24 protein-coding genes and 1 riboswitch are annotated in these 26622 nt (G+C 71.5%); of the genes, 17 read left to right on the top strand and 7 right to left on the bottom strand.

Annotated features, from left to right (window positions below):
- Window positions 1–42 precede the first annotated feature (42 nt).
- The 4 genes from ACFCZ1_RS27865 to gcvT all read right to left on the bottom strand — a co-directional run bounded on the left by ACFCZ1_RS27865 (window position 43) and on the right by gcvT (window position 4578).
- Window positions 43–1425: an L-serine ammonia-lyase gene (locus ACFCZ1_RS27865; RefSeq protein WP_376681026.1), complete on the bottom strand. Its 1383-nt coding sequence runs from the start codon at window positions 1423–1425 to the stop codon at window positions 43–45.
- A gap of 273 nt (window positions 1426–1698) precedes the next feature.
- Complete coding sequence (gene glyA / locus ACFCZ1_RS27860) at window positions 1699–2955, bottom strand: serine hydroxymethyltransferase (RefSeq protein ID WP_376681025.1); 1257 nt, start codon at window positions 2953–2955, stop codon at window positions 1699–1701.
- Window positions 2956–2970: 15 nt separating this feature from the next.
- On the bottom strand, window positions 2971–3351 hold the full coding sequence (gene gcvH, locus ACFCZ1_RS27855) for a glycine cleavage system protein GcvH (RefSeq protein WP_362405118.1): 381 nt from the start codon (window positions 3349–3351) through the stop codon (window positions 2971–2973).
- A gap of 111 nt (window positions 3352–3462) precedes the next feature.
- A complete protein-coding gene (gcvT, locus tag ACFCZ1_RS27850) occupies window positions 3463–4578 on the bottom strand; it encodes a glycine cleavage system aminomethyltransferase GcvT (RefSeq protein ID WP_376681024.1) in 1116 nt (371 codons plus the stop codon).
- Between the two features lie 156 nt (window positions 4579–4734).
- Window positions 4735–4838: riboswitch (glycine riboswitch) on the bottom strand.
- Window positions 4839–5037: 199 nt separating this feature from the next.
- Here gcvT and ACFCZ1_RS27845 point away from each other — a divergent pair.
- From ACFCZ1_RS27845 to ACFCZ1_RS27795, 11 genes are all read left to right on the top strand, one after another.
- Window positions 5038–5688, top strand: a complete 651-nt coding sequence (locus tag ACFCZ1_RS27845) for an AAA family ATPase (protein WP_376681023.1) — start codon at window positions 5038–5040, stop codon at window positions 5686–5688.
- A gap of 90 nt (window positions 5689–5778) precedes the next feature.
- Window positions 5779–6513 (top strand): enhanced serine sensitivity protein SseB, encoded by a 735-nt coding sequence (locus ACFCZ1_RS27840; protein ID WP_376681022.1) that lies wholly within the window; start codon window positions 5779–5781, stop codon window positions 6511–6513.
- A gap of 55 nt (window positions 6514–6568) precedes the next feature.
- On the top strand, window positions 6569–7309 hold the full coding sequence (locus ACFCZ1_RS27835) for an enhanced serine sensitivity protein SseB C-terminal domain-containing protein (protein ID WP_376681021.1): 741 nt from the start codon (window positions 6569–6571) through the stop codon (window positions 7307–7309).
- A gap of 507 nt (window positions 7310–7816) precedes the next feature.
- Window positions 7817–8809, top strand: coding sequence for an ABC transporter permease (locus tag ACFCZ1_RS27830; protein WP_376681020.1), 993 nt, complete (start codon window positions 7817–7819; stop codon window positions 8807–8809).
- Window positions 8810–8849: 40 nt separating this feature from the next.
- The gene (locus ACFCZ1_RS27825) at window positions 8850–10613 is read left to right on the top strand and encodes an ABC transporter substrate-binding protein (RefSeq protein WP_376681019.1); all 1764 of its coding nucleotides are present in this window, start codon (window positions 8850–8852) and stop codon (window positions 10611–10613) included.
- A gap of 150 nt (window positions 10614–10763) precedes the next feature.
- Entirely contained in the window at window positions 10764–11765 is a 1002-nt protein-coding gene (locus ACFCZ1_RS27820; RefSeq protein WP_376681018.1) for an ABC transporter permease, read from the top strand.
- Window positions 11762–12856, top strand: coding sequence for an ABC transporter ATP-binding protein (locus tag ACFCZ1_RS27815; protein WP_376681017.1), 1095 nt, complete (start codon window positions 11762–11764; stop codon window positions 12854–12856). Before ACFCZ1_RS27820 ends, ACFCZ1_RS27815 begins: the two co-directional genes overlap by 4 nt.
- Entirely contained in the window at window positions 12853–13974 is a 1122-nt protein-coding gene (locus ACFCZ1_RS27810; RefSeq protein WP_376681016.1) for an ABC transporter ATP-binding protein, read from the top strand. The genes ACFCZ1_RS27815 and ACFCZ1_RS27810 overlap by 4 nt, the downstream gene beginning before the upstream one ends.
- A 242-nt stretch (window positions 13975–14216) precedes the next feature.
- Window positions 14217–14873: a trimeric intracellular cation channel family protein gene (locus tag ACFCZ1_RS27805; RefSeq protein WP_376681015.1), complete on the top strand. Its 657-nt coding sequence runs from the start codon at window positions 14217–14219 to the stop codon at window positions 14871–14873.
- 47 nt (window positions 14874–14920) lie between these two features.
- Entirely contained in the window at window positions 14921–15778 is an 858-nt protein-coding gene (locus tag ACFCZ1_RS27800) for a thioesterase family protein (protein WP_376681014.1), read from the top strand.
- A 187-nt stretch (window positions 15779–15965) separates the two neighbouring features.
- The gene (locus tag ACFCZ1_RS27795) at window positions 15966–17129 is read left to right on the top strand and encodes a cysteine desulfurase family protein (RefSeq protein ID WP_376681013.1); all 1164 of its coding nucleotides are present in this window, start codon (window positions 15966–15968) and stop codon (window positions 17127–17129) included.
- A gap of 25 nt (window positions 17130–17154) precedes the next feature.
- On the opposite strand, the gene ACFCZ1_RS27790 is transcribed toward ACFCZ1_RS27795, so the two are convergent.
- Window positions 17155–17883 (bottom strand): N-acetylmuramoyl-L-alanine amidase, encoded by a 729-nt coding sequence (locus ACFCZ1_RS27790; RefSeq protein WP_376681012.1) that lies wholly within the window; start codon window positions 17881–17883, stop codon window positions 17155–17157.
- 69 nt (window positions 17884–17952) lie between these two features.
- Between ACFCZ1_RS27790 and mnmA the strand changes: the two genes are divergently transcribed.
- Window positions 17953–19107, top strand: a complete 1155-nt coding sequence (mnmA, locus tag ACFCZ1_RS27785) for a tRNA 2-thiouridine(34) synthase MnmA (RefSeq protein ID WP_376681011.1) — start codon at window positions 17953–17955, stop codon at window positions 19105–19107.
- Here the strand turns inward: mnmA and ACFCZ1_RS27780 are convergent.
- A complete protein-coding gene (locus ACFCZ1_RS27780) occupies window positions 19104–20027 on the bottom strand; it encodes an NADP-dependent oxidoreductase (RefSeq protein ID WP_376681010.1) in 924 nt (307 codons plus the stop codon). The two genes, mnmA and ACFCZ1_RS27780, sit on opposite strands and share 4 nt — an antisense overlap.
- Before the next feature lie 125 nt (window positions 20028–20152).
- Between ACFCZ1_RS27780 and ACFCZ1_RS27775 the strand changes: the two genes are divergently transcribed.
- Both ACFCZ1_RS27775 and ACFCZ1_RS27770 read left to right on the top strand, forming a co-directional pair.
- Window positions 20153–21232, top strand: a complete 1080-nt coding sequence (locus ACFCZ1_RS27775; RefSeq protein ID WP_376681009.1) for a GlxA family transcriptional regulator — start codon at window positions 20153–20155, stop codon at window positions 21230–21232.
- A gap of 53 nt (window positions 21233–21285) precedes the next feature.
- A complete protein-coding gene (locus ACFCZ1_RS27770; RefSeq protein WP_376681008.1) occupies window positions 21286–21630 on the top strand; it encodes a DUF1330 domain-containing protein in 345 nt (114 codons plus the stop codon).
- Here the strand turns inward: ACFCZ1_RS27770 and ACFCZ1_RS27765 are convergent.
- Window positions 21579–22220, bottom strand: a complete 642-nt coding sequence (locus ACFCZ1_RS27765) for a hypothetical protein (RefSeq protein ID WP_376681007.1) — start codon at window positions 22218–22220, stop codon at window positions 21579–21581. The genes ACFCZ1_RS27770 and ACFCZ1_RS27765 overlap by 52 nt on opposite strands.
- A 412-nt stretch (window positions 22221–22632) precedes the next feature.
- On the opposite strand from ACFCZ1_RS27765, the gene ACFCZ1_RS27760 reads away from it, so the two are divergent.
- Genes ACFCZ1_RS27760 through ligA form a run of 3 tightly spaced genes read left to right on the top strand, consistent with a single transcriptional unit; the run spans window position 22633 to window position 26534 of the window.
- On the top strand, window positions 22633–23322 hold the full coding sequence (locus ACFCZ1_RS27760; protein ID WP_376681006.1) for an SDR family oxidoreductase: 690 nt from the start codon (window positions 22633–22635) through the stop codon (window positions 23320–23322).
- Window positions 23319–24302 (top strand): methionine synthase, encoded by a 984-nt coding sequence (locus ACFCZ1_RS27755; protein WP_376681005.1) that lies wholly within the window; start codon window positions 23319–23321, stop codon window positions 24300–24302. The genes ACFCZ1_RS27760 and ACFCZ1_RS27755 overlap by 4 nt, the downstream gene beginning before the upstream one ends.
- A 30-nt stretch (window positions 24303–24332) precedes the next feature.
- Window positions 24333–26534 carry an NAD-dependent DNA ligase LigA gene (gene ligA / locus ACFCZ1_RS27750; protein ID WP_376681004.1) on the top strand — a complete coding sequence of 734 codons (2202 nt, stop codon included), beginning with the start codon at window positions 24333–24335 and terminating at the stop codon, window positions 26532–26534.
- Window positions 26535–26622: the final 88 nt, after the last annotated feature.

Below are 26622 nucleotides of genomic sequence, written 5' to 3'. Positions count from 1 at the left end.
GCCCGGCGCGTGCGCCGGGCCCCGCTCGTCACCTGCGGTGGATCAGCACTCGATGACGTTGACCGCGAGGCCGCCGCGGGCGGTCTCCTTGTACTTGACCTTCATGTCCGCACCGGTCTCCTTCATGGTCTTGATGACCTTGTCGAGGGAGACCTTGTGGCTGCCGTCGCCGCGCATGGCCATCTTGGCCGCCGTGACGGCCTTCACCGCCGCCATGCCGTTGCGCTCGATGCAGGGGATCTGGACGAGGCCGCCGACCGGGTCGCAGGTCAGGCCCAGGTTGTGCTCCATGCCGATCTCGGCCGCGTTCTCGACCTGCTCCGGGGTGCCGCCCAGGACCTCGGCGAGGGCGCCGGCCGCCATCGAGCAGGCCGAGCCCACCTCGCCCTGGCAGCCGACCTCGGCGCCGGAGATCGAGGCGTTCTCCTTGAAGAGCATGCCGATCGCGCCCGCGGCGAGGAGGAAGCGGACCACGCCGTCCTCGTCCGCGCCCGGCACGAAGTTCGTGTAGTAGTGCAGGACGGCGGGCAGCACCCCGGCCGCGCCGTTGGTGGGCGCGGTGACGACCCGGCCGCCCGCCGCGTTCTCCTCGTTGACCGCCATCGCGTAGATCGTCGTCCACTCGCTGCGGTGCATCATCGGGTCGCCCTCGGTGCGCAGCTGGCGCGCCGTGGAGGCGGCGCGGCGCTTGACGCGCAGACCGCCCGGGAGGATGCCCTCGCGGGACATGCCGCGCGCGACGCAGGACTGCATGACGCGCCAGATCTCCAGCAGGCCCTCGCGGATCTCGTCCTCGGTGCGCCAGGCCTTCTCGTTCTCCAGCATGAGGGAGGAGATCGACAGGCCGGTCTCGTTCGCCAGGCGCAGCATCTCGTCGCCGGAACGGAAGGGGTACTTCAGCACCGTGTCGTCGAGCTTGATCCGGTCCTCGCCGACCGCGTCCTCGTCCACGACGAAGCCGCCGCCGACCGAGTAGTAGGTCTTCTCCAGCAGCGGGGTGCCGCTCTCGTCGTACGCGAAGAGCGTCATGCCGTTCGCGTGGTACGGCAGGGAGCGCCGACGGTGCAGGATCAGCTGGTTCGGCTCGTCGAAGGCGATCTCGTGCCCGTCGCCTATCTCCGTGCCGAGCAGGCGCAGGCGGCCGCTCTTGCGGATGCGCTCGACCTCGTCGTCGGCGGTCTCGACGTTCACCGTGCGGGGGGAGTGGCCCTCCAGGCCCAGCAGGACCGCCTTGGGAGTGCCGTGGCCGTGGCCGGTCGCGCCGAGGGAGCCGAAGAGCTCGGCGCGGACGGACGCGGTCTGGGCGAGGACACCGTCCTTCTTCAGCCGCATCACGAACATGCGCGCGGCACGCATCGGGCCGACCGTGTGGGAGGAGGACGGGCCGATGCCGATGGAGAAGAGGTCGAAGACGGAGATGGCCACTGGCGGACTCCCTTGTCTGCTCGTGGGGCGGGAGGGGGCGGGAGGGGTGGATTGTTCGGATTTTGTCCCGCAGACGAGCTTATCGCGGTGAAATGAACGGCTCGTCCGCCGGAAAGGGGCGGAGGGGGGTCGCGCGGGTGTCGCTCACGTTCCCGCAGGCACCGGCCCGTGTGGCCGCGAGCCGTATCCGCCCCGTCCCCGGTCATGGGAAGGGCCGGTCATGGGAAGGGCCCGGCCTGTGCACAAGCAGGCCGGGCCCCTCCCCAGTGCTGACTAGAGCGACGGGTACAGCGGGAACTTCGCGGCGAGCGCCGAGACGCGCGCCTTGAGGCCCTCGGAGTCGTACGTCGGCTTCAGCGCCTGCGCGATGATCTCGGCGACCTCGGTGAAGGCCTCGGCGTCGAACCCGCGGGTGGCGAGGGCCGGCGTACCGATCCGCAGACCCGAGGTGACCATCGGGGGCCGCGGGTCGTTCGGGATGGCGTTGCGGTTGACCGTGATCCCGACCTCGTGGAGGCGGTCCTCGGCCTGCTGGCCGTCCAGCTCGGAGTTGCGCAGGTCGACCAGGACCAGGTGCACGTCGGTGCCGCCGGTGAGGACGTCCACACCCACGGCCTTGACGTCGTCCTGGACCAGGCGGGCGGCGAGGATCTTCGCGCCCTCCAGGGTGCGCTCCTGGCGCTCCTTGAACTCGGGCGAGGCGGCGATCTTGAAGGAGACCGCCTTGGCCGCGATCACGTGCTCCAGCGGGCCGCCCTGCTGACCCGGGAAGACCGCGGAGTTGATCTTCTTGGCCAGCTCCTGCGTCGACAGGATGACACCGCCGCGCGGACCGCCGAGGGTCTTGTGCGTGGTGGTGGTGACGACGTGGGCGTGCGGCACCGGGTTCGGGTGCAGGCCCGCGGCGACCAGGCCCGCGAAGTGCGCCATGTCGACCATCAGGTACGCGCCGACCTCGTCCGCGATGCGGCGGAAGGCGGCGAAGTCCAGCTGGCGCGGGTAGGCGGACCAGCCGGCGACGATCAGCTGCGGCTTGGACTCCTTGGCGAGGCGCTCGACCTCGGCCATGTCGACCTGGCCGGTCTCGTCGACGTGGTACGGGACCACGTTGTAGAGCTTGCCGGAGAAGTTGATCTTCATGCCGTGGGTCAGGTGACCGCCGTGGGCCAGGTTCAGGCCCATGATCGTGTCGCCCGGCTTCAGCAGCGCGAACATCGCGGCGGCGTTCGCCTGCGCACCGGAGTGGGGCTGCACGTTCGCGTGCTCGGCGCCGAACAGCGCCTTGATGCGGTCGATCGCGATCTGCTCGACCACGTCGACGTGCTCGCACCCGCCGTAGTAGCGGCGGCCGGGGTAGCCCTCGGCGTACTTGTTGGTGAGGACCGAGCCCTGGGCCTCCATGACGGCGATCGGAGCGAAGTTCTCCGACGCGATCATTTCGAGGGTGGACTGCTGGCGCACGAGCTCGGCGTCGACGGCTGCGGCGACGTCGGGGTCGAGCTCGTGGAGAGGGGTGTTCAGTACGGACATCAGGATCCCCTGGGGTCAGTTACCGGCGGTGAGCTTGGTGTACTCCTCGGCGGAGAGCGCGTCCTTGGGCTCCTCCGAGATGCGCACCTTGAACAGCCAGCCGCCCTCGAAGGGAGCGGAGTTCACCAGGGCCGGGTCGTCGACGACGTCCTGGTTGAACTCGACGATCTCGCCGGAGACGGGGGAGTACAGGTCGCTGACCGACTTCGTCGACTCCAGCTCGCCGCAGGTCTCGCCCTCGGTGACGGTCTCGCCGACCTCGGGGAGCTGGGCGTAGACGACGTCACCGAGCGCGTTGGCCGCGAACTCCGTGATGCCGACCGTCGAAACGCCGTCCACGGCGTCCGACAGCCACTCGTGCTCCTTGGTGTAACGCAGCTGCTGGGGGGTGCTCATGACCTGATTCTCCTGGATGCGGGGGAGTGGATACGAACAGTGGTCTTGGGTACTGAGACGGCGCCGCACGGATGTCCGTACGACCGCCTGCACGCCGGGTCGTGTGAAGTGTTACTTCTGCCGCTTGTAGAAGGGCAGGGCCACGACCTCGTACGGCTCATGCGTACCGCGAATGTCGACGCCGACGCCGGAGGTGCCGGGCGCGGCGTGCGCCGCGTCCACGTACGCCATCGCGATCGGCTTGCCGAGCGTCGGGGACGGGGCGCCGGAGGTGACCTCGCCGATGACCTGTCCGTCGGCCACGACCGGGAAACCGGCGCGCGGGACGCGGCGGCCCTCGGCGATCAGGCCGACCAGCTTGCGCGGCGGGTTCGTGGCGGCGCGCTCGGCGGCGGCCTCCAGTGCGGCGCGGCCGACGAAGTCCCCCTCCTTCTCGAACTTCACGACCCGGCCCAGCCCCGCGTCGAACGGGGTGAGGGAGGTGGTCAGCTCGTGCCCGTACAGCGGCATGCCCGCCTCCAGGCGCAGCGTGTCGCGGCAGGACAGCCCGGCCGGGACCAGGCCGACGCCCTCGCCCGCCTTGGTCAGCGCCTGCCACAGCTCCACGGCGTGCTCGGGGGAGACGAACAGCTCGAAGCCGTCCTCACCGGTGTAGCCCGTACGGGCGATCAGCGCCGGCACCCCGGCCACCGTGCCCGGCAGACCGGCGTAGTACTTGAGCCCGTCCAGGTCGGCGTCGGTGAGCGAGGCGAGGATGCCGGGGGACTCCGGGCCCTGGACGGCGATGAGCGCGTACGCGTCGCGGTCGTCACGGACCTCGGTGTCGAAGCCGGCGGCGCGCTCGGTCAGGGCGTCGAGGACGACCTGGGCGTTGGAGGCGTTGGCGACGACCATGTACTCGGTCTCGCCGAGGCGGTAGACGATCAGGTCGTCGACGATGCCGCCGTCCGCCTGGCAGATGTGCGTGTAGCGGGCGCGGCCGACGCCGACGGTGGAGATGTTGCCGACCAGCGCGTAGTCCAGGGCCTTGACGGCCTCCGGGCCGGTCAGCGTGATCTCGCCCATGTGGGACAGGTCGAAGAGGCCGGCCTTGGTGCGTACGGCGTTGTGCTCGTCGCGCTCGCTCGCGTACCGCAGCGGCATGTCCCAGCCCGCGAAGTCGGTCATGGTCGCACCGAGGGAACGGTGCAGCGCATCGAGGGCGGTCAGACGGGGGGCAGTGCTCATGGGTGTGGCTCCCGAGTCCCAGGGCATGACATGACGAGGAGGGTCCTCCCCATCTGTCATCGGAACCTGAGAGGTTCGCCGAGAGTTCCTGGTTGCCCGGGATCCTCGGCTTGCACCTTGGGTGGAGCTGTCGTACAGCTCGCTTTTCAGATCTGCCTCATCCACGCGGTACGGGGCCTGAGAGATTCAAGGGAGGTTCTTGCTCCTTCGGCGCCCGTGCACGGCCTTGCGGCGTGCCGGGACTCTCCCGCGCGGATTCAAGCGGCCGGTATGCAGTTGGTCCAGATGGCGCACATCATTGCACGCCACCGCGGTGATCGGGGGTGGGCCCCCGAAAGTTCGTGCGGTGCCCGAGCGGCCGGACCGGAACCGGCGCTGCCGGATTACCGTCTCTTTACACTCAGTGGGCAAGGGTCCTGGCGACCCGATTCGGGGGAGGCGATCACTGTGCGGAGATTCGTGAGTGCGGCGGCCGCGGCGACCGTGGACGCGGTGCCGGCGCAGCGCGGTGCGCGCGTGCGGAGCGGGCGGGCCGGTCCCGTACGCGACCTCCGCGGACCGGGGCCGGGAGGCCCGCACGGGCTGGCCTTCGCCGCGGGGGACATCGTCGTGGTGTCCGGCCTGCCCGGCGGCGGCAAGAGCACGCTGATCAAGCGGGCGGCGGGCGAGGGCACGGCCATCGACTCCCAGGACGCCCGTGAGCGCTGGGAGCTGCGGATGCCGGGCGCGCTGCCGTACGCGGTCTACCGGCCGCTGGTGCGCGCCGCCCACTACTGGGGCCTGTGGCGGACCCTGCGCTCCGGGGCCTCGGTGATCGTCCACGACTGCGGTACGCAGAGCTGGGTACGGGGCCTGCTCGCGGCGGCCGCGCGCCGCCGGGGCCGGGCGCTGCACCTGCTCCTGCTGGACAGCAGCCCCGCCGAAGCCCTGGCCGGGCAGGCGGCGCGGGGGCGCCGGGTGTCGGCGTACGCCTTCGCCCGCCACCGGGGAGCGGTGACCCGCCTGCTGCGCGCCGCGGAGGCCGGCCACCCACCGCCCGGCTGCGCCTCGGTGACGCTGCTGGACCGGCGCTCGGCCGCAGCCCTGACGCGGATCGCGTTCCACGGCTGAGCCCTTGGGGCGGAGCCGCGGCAGCGGCGCCGCACCCGGGCCGATAACCTCGGCCACGACGAACCGCGGAACCAACGGAGGCACACGCACATGCAGGGCAGCGGCTGGCCGGGGAATGAGCTGGAGCAGGTGCTCGGGGCGGCGCTCGGGCAGCCGGACGCCGGCGGGCGGATCCTGGAGGTGCTCGGCCGCAGCCAGGTGTGGGTGCCGCTGCCCGGCGGCGGCGGACCGGACTCGGCCGCCCTGGACCTGCCCACGATGGACATCGGCGGGGCGGCGTACGTCCCCGTCTACAGCTCCGAGGCCCAGTTCCTCGCCTGCGTCGGCCCCGGCACCGACTTCGCGGTGGCCCCGGCCGTCGAGTTCGCCCGCGGCCTGCCCCCGCAGCTCGGCATCGCGCTCAACCCCGAGGGCGCGGTCGGCGTCCCCCTGCCCCCGCCCGCCGTCGCGGAGCTGTGCCGCACCGGCCGGACCCCGCTCGACGGCCCGTCCTCCGGCGGCCGGGTACGGCTCTACGAGCCCGACTGGCAGGAGGACCCGGTGGACTTCCTGGCCGCCGCCGCCGAGGAGTTCCGCGCCGCCGGCGTGGTCGCCGCGGCACACCGCTGCCTCGCCAGCGTCGAGGGGGCGGACCCGGAGCTGTTCATCGGTGTCCGCCTGGTGGGATGGGACGCCGGGATGCGCAGCGCCCCGATGGAGGCCCTCGGCCGGGCCCTGGCCCGCGTACCGGCGCCCTGGCCCGTCCAGTTGATCCTCCTCGACGCCGCCCAGGACCCGGTCACGGACTGGATTCGTGAGCGCGTACGCCCCTTCTACCTCGCCTAGGGCCGCTTAAGCTGTTGGTACGTGTGGACGACGGGCGGACGAAGAGGGGTACCGGGTGAGTGCGTCAGGCACGGCCGCGGCCGGGCAGGTCGAGCACATGCTGCGCCAGGTGACTCCAGGGCGGTATGAGGGTTACGAGTCGCTTTTGCACGCCCTCTCCGAGGGCCGGCTGTGGATGCTCCTGTGGCAGGGGCAGCCGGGATCCCCGGACGCCCAGTACGGCGGCATGGAGGTCGAGAGCCTCGGGTACGCGCCCTGCGTGACCTCCCCGCAGGAACTGGCCGCCAGCGGCTGGAACCGGGGCTACGAGGTGGTCACCGGGCGGGACATCGCCCGCGCGCTCTATCCGGACCGCTGGGGCCTGTGGCTCAACCCGCACGCCCAGGGCGGCGGCCTCGGCATCCCCTGGGCCGACCTGCGCCGGATCGCGACCGGTCTGGACCGGATGCCGGCCGGCCCACTGCGGCTGTCCGAGCCCGCCATCGAGCTCCCGCAGTTCTACGGGCTGCTGACCCAGCACGCGCACCGCACCCCGGCCGTCAGGTCGCTGCGCCGCGCCTGGGTCCAACCCGCGCTCGGGTCCCCGTACCTCGCGGTCGGGCTCGACCTGTACGACGCCTCCGCGCCCGCGCTGGAATCCGTACGGGAGATGATGCGGCAGTCGGTCGGCGTGGTCCCCGAGGGCGTCCCGGTGTGCACGGTCGCGCTGGCGGACGAGCACGACCCCGTCGCGATGTGGCTGCGCGCGCAGGCCCGTCCGTTCTACGACCGCGAGGGCCAGGCGCCGCCCTACTGACCGGCGCCGCCGACCGCGCCGCCCGACCGCTCCGCCCGGTCCCCAGACATCCGTATATCCAGACATGTGTCGCGAAGGCCGCACCCGACCCCATCGGTGCGGCCTTCGGCGTATCCGTGGACTGCACCCAAGTACCGCTCCTGAAATGGCAGTTGGGCCGGATGTCCGTTCCGCGCCGAAGGGGAGGTGTTTCACCGCTCAACAGGGCTCACGGTTCGGATAACGGAAGGTGTAGGCGCAGATCACGGTTGCGCATCACATCACCGGCAGGTCTGGCGGCCGCTTGAGCGCCCGATGAAGACTCCCCACCCAAGAGCCGGTCAGTCCTCCGAGACCCGGCTCGGCATGTGCACCTCTGCTTGTTGTCCGGCACGGCAATTCCCGCAATTCCTGCACTTCACACGCGTCCTGTGTGTCCCAAGCACTCCGAGCGCCACTCCGCACCAACGCCGCCACAGCGGCGGGCATGGGCCGGCCACCAGTCGGCCGAGAGGGGTCCCCACCACGATGACGGCACCACTGCATGACACGAGCGCGGAAACACCCGCACCTGTGTCCGTAGCCGACGTCCCTGTCAAGGCCATCGAAGGCCGCTCGCCCGGCCGCATCGCCTGGATGCGGCTCAAGCGCGACAAGGTCGCGCTGACCGGCGGCGTGGTCGTGATCCTCCTGATCCTGGTTGCGCTCTTCGCGCCGCAGATCGTGAGCCTGCTGGGCCACCCGCCCAACGAGTTCCACGAGGACCTGATCGACCCGGACCTGGGCACGCCGCTCGGTTCCTTCGGCGGCATGAGCTCCGACTTCCTGCTGGGCGTCGAACCCACCAATGGGCGCGACGTGTTCAGCCGGATCGTCTTCGGCGCCCGGATCTCGCTGGTCGTCGCCTTCCTGGCGGCCTTCGTGTCGGTCGTCATCGGCAGCCTGCTCGGCGCGCTCGCCGGGTTCCTCGGCGGCTGGGTCGACGGTCTCATCAGCCGCACGATGGACCTGCTGCTGGCCTTCCCGCAGCTCCTGTTCACCATCGCCCTGGTCTCCGTGGTCCCCAACTCCCTCTGGGGGTTCGAGGGCTCCGGCGTCCGCATGGGCGTGCTGATCGTCGTCATCGGCTTCTTCGGCTGGCCGTACATCGGCCGCATCGTCCGGGGCCAGACGATCTCCCTGCGGGAGCGCGAGTACGTCGAGGCCGCGCGCAGCCTCGGGGCGGGCCGCGGCTACATCCTGATCAAGGAGCTGCTGCCCAACCTGGTCGCCCCGATCCTCGTCTACGCGACGCTGATCATCCCGACCAACATCCTCACGGAAGCGGCCCTCAGCTTCCTCGGCGCCGGGGTCAAGCCGCCCACGGCCTCCTGGGGAAAGATGCTGTCCGACGCCGTCCCCATCTACCAGGACGACCCCATGTACATGGTGGTCCCCGGTATCACGATCTTCATCACCGTCCTGGCGTTCAACCTCTTCGGGGACGGGCTGCGCGACGCACTCGACCCCAAGGGCAACTGAAGCGCTTCATCGATTCACCCACCATGGAGGTTGGACAACCGTGATCCGCAGAAAGCAGGCATTCGCGATCACCGCCGTGATCGCCGCCCTGTCGCTGACCGCCGCGTGCGGTGGCGACGACGGCAGCAAGACCGAGGGGAAGGGCTCCGGTGCCGCCGCGTTCAACGCCGCCACCACCGGCATGGTGAACCCGTCGGACGCCAAGGGCGGGGAGCTCAAGCTCTGGTCGCCGCAGGACGTCGACTACCTCGACCCGGCGCGTGCCTACTACGGCTTCGTCTGGAACATGCAGCGCCTGTACATACGCCAGCTGCTGGCCTACGACAGCAAGCCGGGCAAGGACGGCACCAAGCTGGTCCCGGACCTCGCCGAGGCCCTGCCGGTCCTGAGCAACGACGGCAAGACGTACACGCTCAAGCTCAAGGACGGCGTGAAGTTCGAGGACGGTACGCCGATCACCTCGAAGGACATCAAGTACGGCATCGAGCGCGTCTTCGCGCAGGACGTGCTGTCCGGCGGCCCGACCTACCTGGTCGACGTGCTCGACCAGGGCCAGAAGTACCCGGGCCCGTACAAGGACACCGACCCCGACAAGATGGGTCTGAAGTCCGTCGAGACGCCGGACGACAAGACGATCGTCTTCAACCTGGCGAGCGCGAACTCCGACTTCAGCTACCTGCTGGCCATGCCGTCCTCCTCGCCGGTCCCGGCGGCCAAGGACACGGGTGCCACGTACACCAACAAGCCGATGTCCACCGGCCCGTACAAGGTGGAGAGCTTCACCGCCGGCAAGGGCGCGACCTTCGTCCGCAACGAGAACTGGGACCCCAAGACCGACACGATCCGCAAGGGTCTGCCGGACAAGGTCTCCTTCACGGTGACGACGAACCCGGACGACATGGACCAGCGTCTGCTGTCGGGCGACATCGACCTCGCGGTCGACGGCACCGGCGTCCAGCAGGCCGCGAAGAACAAGATCCTCAAGGACGAGAAGCTCAAGGCGAACGCGGACAACCCGTTCACGGGCTACATCCGCTACTTCGCCTTCCCGCAGACGGTCGCGCCGTTCGACAACATCGAGTGCCGCAAGGCCGTCATCTACGCGGCCGACCCGAAGTCCCTGCAGACCGCCCGCGGCGGCCCGACCAGCGGTGACCTCGGCGCCAACATGCTGCCGCCCGGCATCCCCGGCTCGGACAAGTCCTACGACCCCTTCGGTCTGACGAAGGGCGAGCCGCAGGAGGCCAAGGCCAAGGAGGCCCTCAAGGCCTGTGGCAAGGCGGACGGCTTCGAGACCACCATCGCCGTGCGCAACAACCGCGCCCCCGAGGTGAAGACCGCCGAGTCCCTGCAGGCGGCGCTCGCCAAGGTCGGCATCAAGGCGACGATCGACCAGTACGACGGCAAGCTCTCCTCCTCCACGATCGGTTCGCCCGAGAACGTGAAGAAGAAGAACTACGGCATCATCGTCATGGGCTGGGGCGCCGACTACAACTCCGGCTCGGGCTTCATGCAGCCGCTGGTCGACGGATCGTTCATCCTGCCGAACGGCAACAACAACTACACCGAGCTGAACGACCCGGAGATCAACGGCCTCTTCGACAAGGCCGCCTCCGCCGCCACGCCGGAAGCCGCCGCGCCGTTCTACACGGACATCAACAAGAAGGTCATGGAGAAGGCGCTCTACCTGCCGATCAACTTCGACAAGGCCTTCGTCTACCACAACCCGCGTCTGACCAACGTCTACTTCAACGACTCCATGGGCAAGATCGACCTTGCCACCGTGGGCATCGCCGCCAAGTAGTCCGGTCCGGTGCAGGGAATCAACCCAGCACGCAAGTAAGTAAGTGCCTTCACCGCACATGCGCTAGTCCGAAGGGCAGGTGAAGGCCGCAGGCGGTGGCCGCCGTCCCCACAAGGGGCGGCGGCCACCCGCCCCGGGCGGCCGACTGCAGTGCTCGTCTACCTCATACGGCGGCTGTTCAACGTCGCCGCCACGCTGCTGGTGGTCTCCGTGGTCACCTTCGGCATCTTCTTCGCGGTCCCGAAGCTGACCGGCAGCGATCCCGCGCTCATGTACGCCGGACGCGAGACCAATGAGACCGCCCTGGCGGGCATCCGCGTGAAGATGGGCTTCGACAAGCCCATCTCCGAGCAGTACCTGCTCTTCCTCAAGGGCATCTTCGTCGGCCGTGACTACGACGGCGGCACCGACGTCACGCACTGTGCGGCGCCGTGCTTCGGGTACTCCTTCAAGACCGACGCGCCCGTCTGGGAGACGATGATCGACCGCATGCCGGTCACCCTCTCGCTCGCCCTCGGGGCGGCCGTGATCTGGGTGATCGCCGGTGTGGCCACCGGTGTGATCTCGGCGCTCAAGCGCCGGACCGCCATCGACCGCACCGTTATGGTCGGCGCGCTCGCCGGTGTCTCCCTGCCGATCTTCTTCACCGGCATGGTGGCCCCCGCGATCTTCGTCTACAGCCTCGGCTGGCTGGACGTGTCCAACTACAAACCCCTGACCGAGGATCCGGGAGCCTGGCTCAACAGCCTGATCCTGCCCTGGGTCACCCTGGCCTTCCTCTTCGCCGCCACCTACGCCCGCATCACCCGCGCCACGATGCTGGAGGTCCTCGGCGAGGACTACATCCGCACGGCCCGCGCCAAGGGCCTCAAGGAGGGCGTGGTCATCCGCAAGCACGCCCTGCGCTCCACGCTCACCCCGATCGTCACGATGTTCGGCCTCGACCTCGGCGGACTCCTCGGCGGTGCGGTGCTCACCGAGACGACCTTCAACTTCCAGGGTCTGGGAACGGCGGCCGTGGCCGCCATCGGCGCCGGCGACCTCCCCGTGATCATGGGAGTCACCCTGATCGCCGCGCTGTTCGTGGTGATGGCCAACCTGATCGTGGACCTGCTGTACGCCGTCATCGACCCGCGCGTGAGGCTGACGTGACCGACACCCCCTCCTCCAGCCGACCCGCCTTCGTGCCCGAGCAGGCCGGCCCGCCGTCCGAGGCCTTCCTCTCCGTGCGCGACCTGAAGGTGCACTTCCCGACCGACGACGGTCTGGTCAAGTCCGTGGACGGGCTCTCCTTCGACCTGGAGCGCGGCAAGACCCTCGGCATCGTGGGCGAGTCCGGCTCCGGCAAGTCGGTGACCTCGCTGGCGATCATGGGCCTGCACCGCACCGGCAACGCGCGCAGCCGTCCGCACATCTCGGGCGAGGTGGTGCTCGACGGCGAGGACCTCGTCCGGGCCGACGCGGACCACGTGCGCAAGCTGCGCGGGCGCAAGATGGCGATGGTCTTCCAGGACCCGCTGTCCGCGATGCACCCGTACTACTCGGTCGGCAAGCAGATCATCGAGGCGTACCGGACCCACCAGGACGTCGACAAGAAGACGGCGCGCAAGCGGGCCGTCGAGATGCTCGACCGCGTCGGCATCCCGGAGCCGCACCGGCGCGTGGACGCGTACCCCCACGAGTTCTCCGGCGGTATGCGCCAGCGCGCGATGATCGCGATGGCGCTGGTCAACAACCCCGAGCTGCTCATCGCGGACGAGCCGACCACCGCCCTGGACGTCACCGTCCAGGCGCAGATCCTGGACCTGATCCGGGACCTGCAGAAGGAGTTCGGCTCCGCGGTCATCATGATCACGCACGACCTCGGCGTGGTCGCCGAGATGGCCGACGACATCCTCGTCATGTACGGCGGCCGGTGCGTCGAGCGGGGCACCGCCGAGAAGGTCTTCTACGAGCCCCGCCACCCGTACACCTGGGGCCTGCTGGGCTCGATGCCGCGCATCGACCGCGACCAGACCGAGCGCCTGATCCCGGTCAAGGGCTCGCCGCCCAGCCTCATCAACATCCCCAGCGGCTGCGCCTTCAACCCGCGCTGTCCGTACGCCGACATCCCCAAGGGCGGCATCACCCGCACCCAGCGGCCCGAGCTGACCCAGGACGACAGCCGGCACTGGTCCGCCTGCCACATGTCGCAGGAGGAGCGGACCCGGATCTGGACCGAAGAGATTGCGCCGAAGCTGTGACCGACATGAAGAAGACCGGCGCGGTGGAGGCCTCCGAGCAGGCCTCCGACAAGGCCTCCGAGAAGGCGCCCGCGGAAACGCTGCTGAAGGTGACCGGCCTGGTCAAGCACTTCCCCATCAACAAGGGGCTGCTGCGCCGGCAGGTCGGGGCCGTCAAGGCCGTCGACGGGATCGACTTCGAGGTCCGGCGCGGTGAGACGCTGGGCGTGGTCGGCGAGTCCGGCTGCGGCAAGTCGACCATGGGCCGGCTGATCACGCGGCTGCTGGAACCGACCGGCGGAACGGTGGAGTTCGAGGGCAAGGACATCACGCACCTCGGCGTGGCGGGCATGCGGCCGCTGCGCCGTGATGTGCAGATGATCTTCCAGGACCCGTACGGCTCGCTGAATCCCCGGCACACGGTCGGCACGATCGTCGGCGCCCCCTTCAAGCTGCAGGGGGTGAACCCGGAGGGCGGCCTCAAGGCCGAGGTGCAGCGGCTGCTGTCGCTGGTCGGCCTGAACCCGGAGCACTACAACCGCTACCCGCACGAGTTCTCCGGCGGCCAGCGCCAGCGCATCGGCATCGCCCGGGCCCTGGCCCTGAAGCCGAAGCTGGTCGTCGCCGACGAGCCGGTCTCGGCGCTGGACGTGTCGATCCAGGCCCAGGTGGTGAACCTGCTGGACGACCTCCAGGAGGAGCTGGGCCTGACGTACGTGATCATCGCGCACGACCTGTCGGTCATCCGGCACGTCTCCGACCGCATCGCGGTGATGTACCTCGGCAAGATCGTGGAGCTGACGGACCGCAAGTCGCTCTACGAGAACCCGATGCACCCGTACACCAAGGCCCTGCTGTCGGCCGTCCCGGTGCCCGACCCGAGGCGGCGGGGCGCGGCGACGGGCCGCATCCTGCTCAAGGGCGACGTGCCCTCGCCGATCTCCCCGCCGAGCGGCTGCCGCTTCCACACGCGGTGCTGGAAGGCGACGCAGGTCTGCACGACGCAGGAACCGCCGGTGCTGGAACTGAAGACCGGCCACAAGGTGGCCTGCCACCACCCGGAGAACGCCCCCGACCAGGCTCCGGGCGACCAGCCCCTGCCGGGTGCGGCGGACGCGGTGGTCACGGTCTCGGAGTAGGGGCCGCGGGTGTGGGCGGGGCCGAACGCGCGCGGCGCGCGCGGCCCCGCCCACTGCTTTCCCGGCGAGGGACCTTCCTGCGCCGCCGCGCGAAATCCGGCCCCGCCGGCGGTCGGGGGCGGGGCCCGGGGCGGAGCACCGGGGCCGGGCAGCCCGGCCCTGACGCGGAGCCGCGGCCGACGCGCAGGCGGCCGGCCCGGGCCCCGGAGCCCGACGGGCCCGCCGCAAGCGACAATGGCCCGGTGTTCCACGATCTCTTCCCGCCGGGGGTCCAGCATGCCCTGGACCTGGCCGGCATCTTCGTCTTCGCCACCGCGGGCGCCCTGCTCGCCGTCCGCAAGAACTTCGACGTCTTCGGCATCGCCGTGCTCGCCCTGGTCACCGCCCTCGGCGGCGGCCTCTTCCGCGACCTCGTCATCGGCGCCGTCCCCCCGGCCGCCTTCGGTGAGCTCAGCTTCTTCGTCACGCCGCTGATCGCCGCCGGGTTCGTGTTCTTCCTGCACCCCGAGGTGCAGCGGATCAACCGCGCCATCAACGTCTTCGACGCGGCCGGTCTCGCGCTGTTCTGCGTGACGGGCACCACCAAGGCGTACGAGTACGGCCTCGGCCTCACCGCGTCCGCCGCGCTCGGGCTGGCCACGGCGGTCGGCGGGGGCGTGCTGCGCGACGTACTCGCCAACGAGGTGCCCTCGCTGCTGCGCGACCGCGAGATGTACGCCGTGCCCGCCGTGGTCGGCGCCTCGATGATCGCCGTCTTCATCGGCTTCGAAGTCCTCAACGCCGCGACCACCGCCGTCGCGATCATCACCACCTTCGTCCTGCGGCTCCTCGCCATGCGCTACCACTGGCGGGCGCCACTGGCCTGGAACCGGCGGTCGTCGGTGGCCGAAGAGCAGTAGGAAGAGAAAGCTACCGCTTAGTAGCTTCACGGTGTACGGTCCTTTTCATGTCAAACGCAGCTGCCCAGGCAACCATCGGCGACAGCGAGTTCGACCGCGACACCACGATCACCGCGCGCGCGGGCGAGCCCGGGGTGTACGACGCGGAGCTCTCCGCCGGGTGGACGATCATCACCGCCGTCAACGGCGGCTACCTGCTGGCCCTGGTCGGCCGGGCCCTGTCGGCGGCCCTCCCGCACCCGGACCCCTTCACCGTCTCCGCGCACTACCTGACCTCCTCGGTGCCCGGCCCCGCCGTGATCCGCACGCAGGTCGTACGAATCGGCCGCACCCTCTCGACCGGCCAGGCCTCGCTGTTCCAGTACGACGAGAGCGGCGCCGAGATCGAGCGCATCCGCGTCCTCGCCTCCTACGGCGACCTCTCGTCCCTGCCGGACGACGTGCGGACGGTGGCCGCGGTGCCCGTCATGCCGGCCTATGAGGACTGCCTCGGCGCCGAAGCCGGCTCGGCCCCCATCCCCGGGAGCTCCGCGATCGTCGACCGGCTGCGGCTGCGGCTGGACCCCGCGACCGCTGGCTGGGCCGTGGGCGCGCCGTCGGGCAAGGGTGAGATGCGGGCCTGGTTCGAGCTGGCCGACGGCCGCGACGCCGACCCGCTGTCCATACTCCTCGCCGTGGACGCGTTGCCGCCCACCGCCTTCGACCTGGGCCTGATCGGCTGGGCGCCGACCGTGGAACTCACCACCCACATCCGCCGCCGCCCGGCTCCGGGCCCGCTGCGGGTCGCCATCACCACCCGCAACCTGGCCGGCGGTTTCCTGGAGGAGGACGCCGAGGTCTGGGACTCGGCGGACCGCCTGGTCGCCCAGTCCCGCCAGCTGGCCCGCGCCCCGCGCCAGTCCTGATTCCTTCCCGACGCGCCCCCGCGCACCGCTCGGCCCCGGCGGGCTTCGGGGGCGCGGCGACGGACTCCGTCCGCCGGTCCTCGCCGGGGGCCCGCGGGACCCGAGGGGCCCCGGCGGGCCCGCAGCGGGCGGTCTGACGGGACCGCGGCGCGGGAGGGCGCCCGCGCACTCGTAGAATCGGGGGATCATGGCCTACCTCGACCACGCCGCCACCACCCCGATGCTGCCGGAGGCCGCCGCGGCGATGACCGCGCAGTTCGCCGCCACGGGGAACGCGTCCTCCCTGCACGCCGCCGGCCGCCGGGCCCGCCGCACCGTCGAGGAGGCCCGTGAGGCCTTCGCCGACGCGATCGGTGCCCGCCCGAGCGAGGTGGTCTTCACCGCCGGCGGTACGGAGGCCGACAACCTCGCCGTCAAGGGCCTCTACTGGGCCCGCCGCGACGCCGACCCCGCCCGGACCCGGGTCCTGGCCAGTCCCGTCGAGCACCACGCCGTGCTCGACGCGGTCCACTGGCTCGCCGAGCACGAGGGCGCCCAGGTCGAATACCTGCCGGTGGACCACTACGGGCGCGTGCACGCCGACGCCTTCCGCGAGGCCGTCGAGCGCAACCCCGACGACGTGGCCCTGGCCACCGTCATGTGGGCCAACAACGAGATCGGCACCGTCATGCCGGTCCGTGAACTGGCCGCCGTCGCGGGGGAGTACGGGATCCCGCTGCACTCCGACGCCGTGCAGGCCTTCGGGCAGCTCGACGTCGCCTTCGGCGGCAGCGGCCTCGCCGCCATGACCGTCAGCGGCCACAAGGTCGGCGGCCCGTACGGCATCGGCGCACTGCTGCTGGGCCGTGACCAGAGCCCCGTCCCCGTGCTGCACGGCGGCGGTCAGGAACGGCACGTCCGCTCCGGCACCCTCGACGTGCCCGCCATCGCCGCCTTCGCTGTCGCCGCCGTCCTCGCCGCCGAGCGGCGCGAGCGGTTCGCCACCGAGATCGGCGGACTGCGGGACGAGCTGGTCGCCGCCGTCCGCGCGGCCGTGCCGGACGCCGTCCTCGGCGGAGACCCCGATGACCGGCTCCCGGCCAATGCCCACTTCAGCTTCCCCGGCTGCGAGGGCGACTCCCTGCTGCTCCTGCTCGACGCCCAGGGCATCGAGTGCTCGACGGGCTCGGCCTGCACCGCCGGAGTGGCCCAGCCGAGCCACGTCCTGCTGGCCGCCGGTACCGACCCCGAGCTGGCCCGCGGAACCCTGCGCTTCTCCCTGGGCCACACCTCCACCGAGGAGGACGTCGCCGCGCTGGCCGCCGCCATCGGCCCCGCCGTGGAACGCGCCCGTACGGCAGGCCTCAGCTAGGGCTCAGCCAGGGCTCAGCGGGGGCTTAGCGGGGGGCCGCCGCGAGCTCCGCGCGGACCAGCCCCAGGTACCGGTCCCAGTCCCAGTGGCGGCCCGGGTCCGTGTGGTCGGCCCCCGGTACCTCGGAGTGACCCAGGATGTGGGTGCGGTCCACACGTATGCCGTACCTCCGGCAGATGTCGGCGGCCAGCCGGGCCGAGGCCGCGTACATCGCGTCCGTGAAGTCCTGCGGCCGGTCCACGTAGCCCTCGTGCTCGATGCCCACGCTGCGCTCGTTCATCGAGCGGTTGCCCGCGTGAAAGGCGACGTCCAGCTCGCGCACCATCTGCTCGACACGGCCGTCCTGGGCGACTATGTAATGCGCCGACGCCTGGTGCCACGGGTTCTTGAAGGCATCCACCGAGGACGCGAAGCTGCCCTGCGTGACGTGGATGACGATCCGGTCCACCCGGTAGTCGTCGGGCCGGTCCGCCAGCCGCCAGTTCACCGGTGAGGCCGCCGTCCAGCCCACGCCCGCATGGTCCACCGCGCCCTCCTTCCGCGGCTTGCCCACTCCCGGCAGGAGCCACCAGGCGCGCTGCAGATCCTCATGGCCGGCGATCGCCGCCGCCGTGAAGATCCCGAGCCCCCCGAAGAGCACCGCCCTGCGGGTCCGGCCCCGCGCTTTCCCGGTCGCCTTCCCGTTGGCCTTCTCCGGTACTTTCCCGGGCGCTTTCCTCGGCGCCTTCTTCCCCGCGTTCCGCTGCTCGACCATGTGATCCACCCCCGTACCCCGATAACGCGCTGTGACCCCGCTCGGTTCCCCCGTACTCTGGACGGTGCTATGACTGAGAACCTGCCGCGTACCGCCCGCCCCCTTCGCGTCCTGGCCGCCATGTCCGGCGGCGTGGACTCCGCCGTCGCCGCCGCCCGCGCGGTCGAAGCCGGGCACGACGTGACCGGCGTCCACCTGGCGCTCTCCGCGAACCCGCAGTCCTTCCGGACCGGCGCCCGCGGCTGCTGCACCATCGAGGACTCCCGCGACGCCCGCCGCGCCGCCGACGTCATCGGCATCCCGTTCTACGTCTGGGACCTCGCCGAGCGCTTCCGCGAGGACGTGGTCGAGGACTTCATCTCCGAGTACGAGGCCGGGCGCACCCCGAACCCCTGCCTGCGCTGCAACGAGAAGATCAAGTTCGCGGCGCTGCTCGACAAGGCCCTCGCCCTCGGCTTCGACGCCGTCTGCACCGGCCACTACGCCACCGTCGTCCTGAACGAGGACGGAACGCGCGAGCTGCACCGCGCCTCGGACATGGCCAAGGACCAGTCGTACGTCCTCGGCGTCCTCGACGAGAAGCAGCTCGCCCACGCCCTCTTCCCGCTCGGCGACACCCTCACCACCAAGGAAGAGATCCGCGCCGAGGCCGAGGAGCGGGGCCTGGCCGTGGCGAAGAAGCCCGACAGCCACGACATCTGCTTCATCGCCGACGGCGACACCCAGGGCTTCCTCGCGAACCGCCTCGGCAAGGCCGAGGGCGACATCGTCGACGAGTCCGGTGAGAAGGTCGGCACCCACGAGGGAGCCTTCGGCTTCACGATCGGCCAGCGCAAGGGCCTGCGCATCGGCCACCCCGCCGCCGACGGCAAGCCGCGCTACGTCCTCGACATCTCCCCGGTGAACAACACCGTCACCGTCGGCCCCGTCGAGGCCCTCGACGTCAGCGCCCTGACCGCGATCCGCCCCCGCTGGTGCGGATCCACGGCCGCCGCCGCGGGCACCTACACCGCCCAGCTGCGCGCCCACGGCGGCGAGACCGAGGTCTTCGCCGAGCTCGTGGACGGCGAGCTGCGCGTCTCCTTCACCGAACCGGTCCGCGGCGTTGCCCCCGGCCAGGCGATCGTGCTCTACGACGGCACCCGCGTGGTCGGCTCCGCCACCATCGCCACGACCACCCGGGCCTCCGCGTCCGCCTCCACCTCTGCCTCTGCCTCTGCCTAGACGACCGTCAGGACGATCTTGCCGGTCGTGCGGCCCTGCTCGCCGATCTCGTGGGCCTTCGCGGCCTGTTCCAGCGGCAGGACCGTGTCGACCAGCGGCTTCAGCCGGCCCGAGTCCGCCAGGGCGGCGATCTCCTCCAGGCCCTTGAGGTCCGGCTCGACCAGCACCCAGGACGCGTTCACCGATTCCGCCCCGGCCGGGACGGAGTCCGGCCCGGGCAGCGACACCAGGTGTCCGCCCGGTCGCAGGACCTTCAGGGAGCGCACGGCGACGTCCCCGCCCAGCGCGTCCAGCACCACGTCGACGTCCGAGACCGCGTCGGCGAAGTCCTGCTCGCGGTAGTCGATCACCTCGTCGGCGCCCAGCTCGCGCAGCAGGCCGTGCTTGCCCGCGCTCGCGGTGCCGATCACGTACGCCCCGCGCGCCTTGGCGATCTGCACCGCCAGGTGGCCCACGCCGCCCGCCGCCGCATGCACCAGCACCCGCTGCCCGGCCGCCACCCCGGCGGTGTCCACCAGCGCCTGCCAGGCGGTCAGCGCCGCCAGCGGCAGCGCGGCCGCCTGCACGTGGTCCAGGGAGGCGGGCTTGCGGGCGAAGTGCCGCGCCGGCCCCGCCACGTACTCGGCGTATCCGCCGGCCTGCCGTGGGAAGCTCGGCATCCCGTACACCTCGTCGCCGACGCGGTGGAGCGTCACGCCCGGCCCGACCGCCTCGACGGTGCCCGAGACGTCCCAGCCGACGATCGGGACCTCGCCCCAGGCGATCAGGGCGCCGCTGGCCCGGGTCTTCCAGTCGACGGGGTTCACCCCGGCCGCGTGGACCCGTACGAGGATCTCGCCCAGGCCCGGCTCCGGCCGGTCCACCTCGCGCTCGACCAGCGTCTCGGGGCCGCCCCATCCGTTCACGATCACCGCGCGCATGCCTGTCCGCCTCATTTCATTCGATTCCATCCGATACCGGGTTCTCCCGGCGACACGTCCCACACTCGGACACCCGGGAGCCCTGTGGTATTGGCCGAATGGCCACTGTGTGACAGGATCTGGCCATGGACAGTGTGCGGACGGCGCCGGCGGAGGACCTCGACCAGGGTCGGGACCGGCGCAGCGCCCCCCGCCCGCACCGGGTCGCGGTCCTGGCGCTGCCCGGCGTGCCCCCCTTCGAGCTCGGCATCCCCTCCCGGGTCTTCGGCAGCGCCCTGCACGAAGGAGGCGGGGCCCTGTACGAGGTCACCGTCTGCACCGCCGACGGCGGCCCCGTGCCCAGCGACGCCGGGTTCACCGTCCAGCCCGCCGCGGGCCCCGAAGCCCTCGCCGCCGCCGACACCGTGATCGTCCCGCCCACGCACGCCATGCCCGAGCTGGCCCTCGGCGGACCGCTGCCCCCCGAGGTCACCGCGGCCATCGCAGCGATCCGCCCCGGCACCCGCCTGGTCTCCATCTGCACCGGCTCGTACGTCCTCGCCGCGGCCGGGCTCCTCGACGGCCGCCCCGCCACCACGCACTGGAACCTCGCGCCCGAGTTCCGGCGGGCCTACCCCCGCGTCCTGGTGGACGAGGACGTCCTCTTCGTGGACGACGGCGACGTCCTGACCTCCGCCGGGGTCGCCGCCGGGGTGGACCTGTGCCTGCACCTGATCCGCCGCGACCACGGCTCCGCCGTCGCCAACCGCGCCGCCCGGGTGTGCGTCGTACCGCCGTGGCGCGACGGCGGGCAGGCCCAGTACATCGACCGGCCCGTCCCCGAACCCACCGTCGCCACCACCACCGCCACCCGCGCCTGGGCCCTGGAACGCCTCGACTCGCCGATCACCCTGGGCGAGCTGGCCGCCCACGCCCGGATGAGCCTGCGCACCTTCACCCGGCGTTTCCGCGACGAGGTCGGCATGACCCCGGTGCAGTGGCTCACCACCCAACGCCTCCAAGTGGCCCGGCACCTGCTGGAGTCCAGCGACCTGCCGGTCGACCTGGTCGCCCACCGGGCCGGCTTCGGCTCCGCGGGCTCCCTGCGCCAGCACATGCGCACCGCCCTCGGCATCTCCCCGATCGCCTACCGCCGCACCTTCCAGCCGCACAGCCCCGTCTCCGGCATGACCTCCGGAGTAATCGCCTCCGACGTCGCGTCCTGACAGGATCTGGTCAACAGCCCTAATCCGAGGGCCGGTTGAAGGGGGAGACCATCATGACCGCATACGCCATCGGACACATCCGCCCCGACACGATGAACGAGGACGTCCTGCGCTACATCGAGGAGATCCAGTCCACCATGGACCCCTTCGGCGGCCGCTTCCTGGTCCACGGCAAGGAGGTCGAGGTCAAGGAGGGCCCCTGGCCCGGCACGGTCGTCGTCATCGGCTTCCCGGACATCGACAAGGCCCGCGCCTGGTACGCCTCCGACGCCTACCAGGCCCTCATCCCGCTGCGCACCGACCACATCGCGGGCGAGGTCATCCTGGTCGAGGGCGTCCCCGCCGACTACGACGCCTCGAAGACGGCCGCCGCCCTGCGCGAAGCCGCCGGGCTCTGACCGTGGGCAACCGCGCCACCTTCGTGATCGTCGGCCCCGACGGGCCGGTGCGCCACCGTTCCTCCCACGGAGCGGTCGGACTGGACCTCGACCTGCTCGCCGGGCCCGAGGTGGTCCTGCCCTTCCTGGCCGGGCACGGCAGGGAGCAGGGGTGACACCCGGACGACGCCGTCGAGGCCGGAGTCCTCGTCGACCCCGCCCGCCGGCTCCTGCTGACCTTCGCCCAGGAAGGTCCCGCCACAGGCCTGCGCACCCGGCCGGCCGCCCTGGAGCTGCTGCGGCGCGCCTGGCCCGGCTGGGAGGTGCGGTGGCTCTACGACGGCCAGAGCGGCCTGCGCGGCCACCTCGGGCTCGACCCGGCGGACGACGACCACGGCCGGGCGTATCCCGGCCCTCCGCTCGACGCGGGCGACGAGGAACTGGCGGACCCGGACCCGATGGTGGCGGTGGTCACCATCGGCCACCACCGCTGTCACGTCCTCGCCGACATAGGCGACCACCCCGTCGAGGAGGGTCCCGCCCTGCTGGACCGGCTCCGCGACGCCCCCGACCACGCAAGCCACCGGCTGGGCGCCGACGCCGGGATCCACGTCGACCCCGGCCGGCGCCGGGTCGGCTGGTGGCTGAACACGGCAACGCGCCCGCGCCGGGACCGTCGCCGCCCGCTGGCCCGGCTGGACCGTGGAGTTCTGGGAGGACCGCTGGACCGAGCACCGCAGGGCCTCCGGCCGCCGCTTCGACCCGCCCGCGCCCGACCGCGCCGCCGCGCTGGCCTGGGGGCACCTCCCAGCGGTAGCTGGGGGAGTGCGGGGAGGCCCTGGAGCACTGGGCCGGGCCGCGGCGTGACGCGCGGGCCGCGCTGGTCGCGGCGCACCCGCACCTCCTGGCCGGTGACGGCTTCGGCCCCGCCGTAGGCGCCGGTCCGGCCGCCACCGCCCGCGCCGTGATGGAGGCGGCGTACCGCGAGGCCGCCGGTACCTGACGGGTGCGAGCATGGGCGGTATGGCTACTCACCTGATCACCGGTGCCGGATCCGGCATCGGCGCCGCCGTCGCCGCCCGCCTGCACGCCCGCGGCGACGACCTCGTCCTCCTCGCCCGCGACGCCGGACGCGGCAAGCAGCTCGTCGAGCGGTACCCCGGGGCGCGGGCCCTCGTCGGCGACCTGGCCGATCCCGACCGGCTCTCGTGGGCCTTCTCCAAGCAGCCCGTCCCCGAGCGGATCGACTCGCTCCTGCACATCGCCGGGATCGTGGACCTCGGACCGGTGGGCGACCTGCGGCCCACGACCTGGCACCAGCAGCTCAACGTGAACCTGATCGCCCCCGCCGAGGTGACCCGGCTGCTGCTGCCCACCCTGCGCGCCTCGCACGCCGACATCGTCTTCGTGAACTCCGGCGCCGGACTCCACGCGCACGCCGAGTGGAGCGCGTACGCGGCCTCCAAGCACGGTCTCAAGGCGCTCGCCGACTCCCTCAGGGAGGAGGAGAAGCCCAACGGCATCCGCGTGACCTCCGTCTACCCCGGCCGCACCGCCAGCCCCATGCAGGCCAAGGTGCACTCGCAGGAGGGCAAGGAGTACGACCCCGCGCGGTGGATCGACCCCGAGTCCGTGGCGACGACCATCGTCATGGCCATCGATCTGCCGCGCGACGCCGAGGTCAACGACCTGAGCGTCAGGCCCGGCCGATGAGCGCGAGCGCCACCGGCGTCGGCTCGCTGCCCGGGGGCGACGCCCGCGAGGCGGCGAAGACCGTCACTGGCTCCTTCGAGGAGTTCCCGTACCTGGCCGAGCTGCCCGCCCGGGGCCCCGGCGCCGACATGATCGGCCGCTCCCTCGGGCTGCTGGTCGAGATGTACGCGCACGTGGAACCCAGCGGCTGGCGGATCAGCGACCGCCCCGGGCGGGACACGCGCAGGGCCCGGTCCTGGCTCGGCGAGGACCTCGACGCCCTGGAAGAGTTCACCCAGGGCTACACCGGGAAGCTCAAGGTCCAGGCCGTCGGCCCGTGGACGCTGGCCGCCGCGCTGGAGCTGCACGGCGGCGAGGCCGTGCTCCAGGACGCGGGCGCCTGCCGGGACCTGGCCGGATCGCTGGCCGAGGGACTGCGCGGGCACCTGGCCGACGTGCACAAGCGCATTCCCGGCGCCGAGATCGTGCTGCAGTTCGACGAGCCGTCCCTGACGTCGGTGCTGCTCGGCCGGGTGCGGTCCGCGAGCGGCTACCGCACCTACCGCGCCGTGGACCGGCAGGTCGTCGAGGGCACCCTGCGCGAGCTGTTCGCCGTCCATGACGGGGAGGTCGTCGTCCACTCCTGCGCGCCCGAGGTCCCCTTCGGGCTGCTGCGGCGAGCCGGCGCCACGGGCGTGTCGTTCGATTTCTCGTTGCTCACCGAGCGCGAGGACGACGCCATCGGGGAGGCCGTCGAAGGCGGTACGAAACTCTTCGCCGGAGTGGTGGCGGGCACCGACGTCCCGTTGTCAGACCCTGCCGGTAGCGTCATGGGTGTCAGGAAGCTCTGGCGCAGGCTGGGGCTGGCCCCGGGGACTCTGGCGGAGTCCGTCGTGGTCACCCCGTCGTGCGGTCTGGCGGGCGCTTCACCCGCCTACGCGCGCGCGGTGCAGGCACATTGCGTCAGGGCGGCGAGGTCACTCGCCGACAACCCTGAGTGACGGTCGAGACGGGGCACGGGAGGACACGGCATGGCAGCCGAACAGCAGGACACGGCAGTACCGACGGCGGCGCGCGAGCAGCACCAGCTGCTCGCCGAGCAGGTCGAGGAGCACCGCTTCCGGTACTACGTGAACGACCAGCCGGTCGTCAGCGACGCCGAGTTCGACCAGCTGCTGCGCTCGCTGGAGGCCCTGGAGGAGCAGTACCCCGAGCTGCGCACCCCCGACTCGCCGACCCAGAAGGTGGCCGGGGCGTACGAGACGGACTTCGCCTCCGTCGAGCACCGCGAGCGCATGCTCTCCCTCGACAACGCCTTCGACGACGAGGAACTGTCCGCCTGGGCCGAGCGGGTGGCCCGGGACACCGGCACCGCCGACTACCACTACCTGTGCGAGCTGAAGGTGGACGGCCTCGCCGTCAACCTCACCTACGAGAACGGCCGCCTCACCCGGGCGGCCACCCGCGGCGACGGCCGCACCGGTGAGGACATCACGCCCAACGTCCGCACCATCGCCGAGATCCCGGACCGGCTCAAGGGCGACCGGATCCCGGCACTCGTCGAGATCCGCGGCGAGGTCTACTTCCCGATGGAGAAGTTCGAGGAACTCAACGCGCGGCTCGTCGAGAGCGAGGGCAAGCCCTTCGCCAACCCGCGCAACGCCGCGGCCGGTTCGCTGCGCCAGAAGGACCCGAAGGTCACCGCGAGCCGCCCGCTGCACATGGTCGTCCACGGCATCGGCGCCCGCGAGGGCTTCGAGATCGAGCGCCAGTCGCAGGCGTACGAGCTGCTGCACGAATGGGGTCTGCCGACCGCCCGGCACAACAAGGTCCTCTCGACGCTCGCCGAGGTCCGGGAGTTCATCGCGTACTTCGGTGAGAACCGGCACTCGGTGGAGCACGAGATCGACGGCGTCGTCGTCAAGCTCGACGAGATCGCCCTCCAGGGCCGCCTCGGTTCCACCGCCCGGGCCCCGCGCTGGGCCATCGCCTGGAAGTACGCGCCCGAAGAGGTCAACACCAAGCTCATCGACATCAAGGTCGGCGTCGGGCGCACCGGGCGCGTGACCCCGTACGCGCAGGTGGAGCCCGTGACGGTGGCGGGCTCGGAGGTCGAGTTCGCGACGCTGCACAACCAGGAGGTCGTCAAGGCCAAGGGCGTGCTCATCGGGGACACGGTCGTGCTGCGCAAGGCGGGCGACGTCATCCCCGAGATCCTCGGCCCGGTCGCCGACCTGCGGGACGGCAGCGAGCGGGAGTTCGTCATGCCCGCCGAGTGCCCCGAATGCGGGACGCCGCTGCGGCCGATGAAGGAGGGGGACATCGACGTCCGGTGCCCCAATGCCCGCACCTGCCCCGCGCAGTTGCGCGAGCGGCTCTTCTACCTGGTCGGCCGCGCCTGCCTGGACATCAAGAACTTCGGGTACGTGGCCTCGTCGGCGCTCACCCAGCCGCTCGAGCCGGCGACCCCGCCGATGGCGGACGAGGGCGACCTCTTCGGCCTCACCCTGGAGCAGCTGCTCCCCATCACCTCCTACGTGCGCGACCAGGACTCGGGTCTGCCCAAGATCGACCCGAAGACCGGCGAGGCGAAGGTCGTCACCTTCTTCGCCAACAAGGAGGGCGAGCCGAAGGCCAACACGGTGGCCATGCTCGCGAACATCGAGGCGGCCAAGACCCAGCCGCTGGCCCGCGTCATCAACGGCCTGTCGATCCGCCACGTCGGCCCGGTCGCGGCGGCGGCGCTGGCCCGCGCGTTCCGCTCCATCGAGCGGATCGAGCAGGCGACCGAGGAGGAGCTGGCGGCCACCGACGGGGTCGGCGCGATCATCGCGACCTCGGTCAAGGAATGGTTCGCCGAGGAATGGCACCAGGAGATCCTGCGCAAGTGGCGGGCCGCCGGTGTCCGCATGGAGGAGGAGGTCTCCGGTGAGGAGGAGGGGCCGCGTCCGCTGGAGGGGCTGACCGTCGTCGTCACCGGCACGTTGCAGAACCACACCCGGGACGGCGCGAAGGAGGCCCTGCAGAGACGCGGGGCCAAGGTCACCGGTTCGGTCTCGAAGAAGACCTCCTTCGTCGTGGTCGGCGACAACCCCGGCTCGAAGTACGACAAGGCGGTGCAGTTGAAGCTCTCCATCCTCGACGACGCCGGTTTCGAGGTCCTGCTGGAGCAGGGCCCGGACGCGGCGCGGGAGGCGGCGCTTGCGGTGGACGGAGACGGCGGAGCGGAGTAGGACCCTTCGGGAGGGGTAATCGCAGGACGGGCCCGACGGGAGTAGCGAAGGCGAACGGATGCGTGGGGTGCGGCCGTACGGGCGGGCG

Source organism: Streptomyces sp. NPDC056224 (assembly GCF_042267665.1).
In the GTDB taxonomy this organism is placed as follows: Bacteria; Actinomycetota; Actinomycetes; order Streptomycetales; family Streptomycetaceae; genus Streptomyces.
Note: the sequence above shows the minus strand (reverse complement) of the source record. Positions and strands in the feature narration are given on the sequence as shown.

What these genes read in the sequence shown, in the direction of transcription:
- ACFCZ1_RS27755 (WP_376681005.1), top strand. Translation starts at nt 23,319, where the DNA reads ATGAGCGCGAGCGCCACCGGCGTCGGCTCGCTGCCCGGGGGCGACGCC.
- ACFCZ1_RS27790 (WP_376681012.1), bottom strand. Translation starts at nt 17,883, where the DNA reads ATGGTCGAGCAGCGGAACGCGGGGAAGAAGGCGCCGAGGAAAGCGCCC.
- gcvH (WP_362405118.1), bottom strand. Translation starts at nt 3,351, where the DNA reads ATGAGCACCCCCCAGCAGCTGCGTTACACCAAGGAGCACGAGTGGCTG.
- ACFCZ1_RS27775 (WP_376681009.1), top strand. Translation starts at nt 20,153, where the DNA reads ATGGACAGTGTGCGGACGGCGCCGGCGGAGGACCTCGACCAGGGTCGG.
- gcvT (WP_376681024.1), bottom strand. Translation starts at nt 4,578, where the DNA reads ATGAGCACTGCCCCCCGTCTGACCGCCCTCGATGCGCTGCACCGTTCC.
- mnmA (WP_376681011.1), top strand. Translation starts at nt 17,953, where the DNA reads ATGACTGAGAACCTGCCGCGTACCGCCCGCCCCCTTCGCGTCCTGGCC.
- ligA (WP_376681004.1), top strand. Translation starts at nt 24,333, where the DNA reads ATGGCAGCCGAACAGCAGGACACGGCAGTACCGACGGCGGCGCGCGAG.
- ACFCZ1_RS27780 (WP_376681010.1), bottom strand. Translation starts at nt 20,027, where the DNA reads ATGCGCGCGGTGATCGTGAACGGATGGGGCGGCCCCGAGACGCTGGTC.
- ACFCZ1_RS27800 (WP_376681014.1), top strand. Translation starts at nt 14,921, where the DNA reads ATGTCAAACGCAGCTGCCCAGGCAACCATCGGCGACAGCGAGTTCGAC.
- glyA (WP_376681025.1), bottom strand. Translation starts at nt 2,955, where the DNA reads ATGTCCGTACTGAACACCCCTCTCCACGAGCTCGACCCCGACGTCGCC.
- ACFCZ1_RS27840 (WP_376681022.1), top strand. Translation starts at nt 5,779, where the DNA reads ATGCAGGGCAGCGGCTGGCCGGGGAATGAGCTGGAGCAGGTGCTCGGG.
- ACFCZ1_RS27830 (WP_376681020.1), top strand. Translation starts at nt 7,817, where the DNA reads ATGACGGCACCACTGCATGACACGAGCGCGGAAACACCCGCACCTGTG.
- ACFCZ1_RS27760 (WP_376681006.1), top strand. Translation starts at nt 22,633, where the DNA reads ATGGCTACTCACCTGATCACCGGTGCCGGATCCGGCATCGGCGCCGCC.
- ACFCZ1_RS27770 (WP_376681008.1), top strand. Translation starts at nt 21,286, where the DNA reads ATGACCGCATACGCCATCGGACACATCCGCCCCGACACGATGAACGAG.
- ACFCZ1_RS27795 (WP_376681013.1), top strand. Translation starts at nt 15,966, where the DNA reads ATGGCCTACCTCGACCACGCCGCCACCACCCCGATGCTGCCGGAGGCC.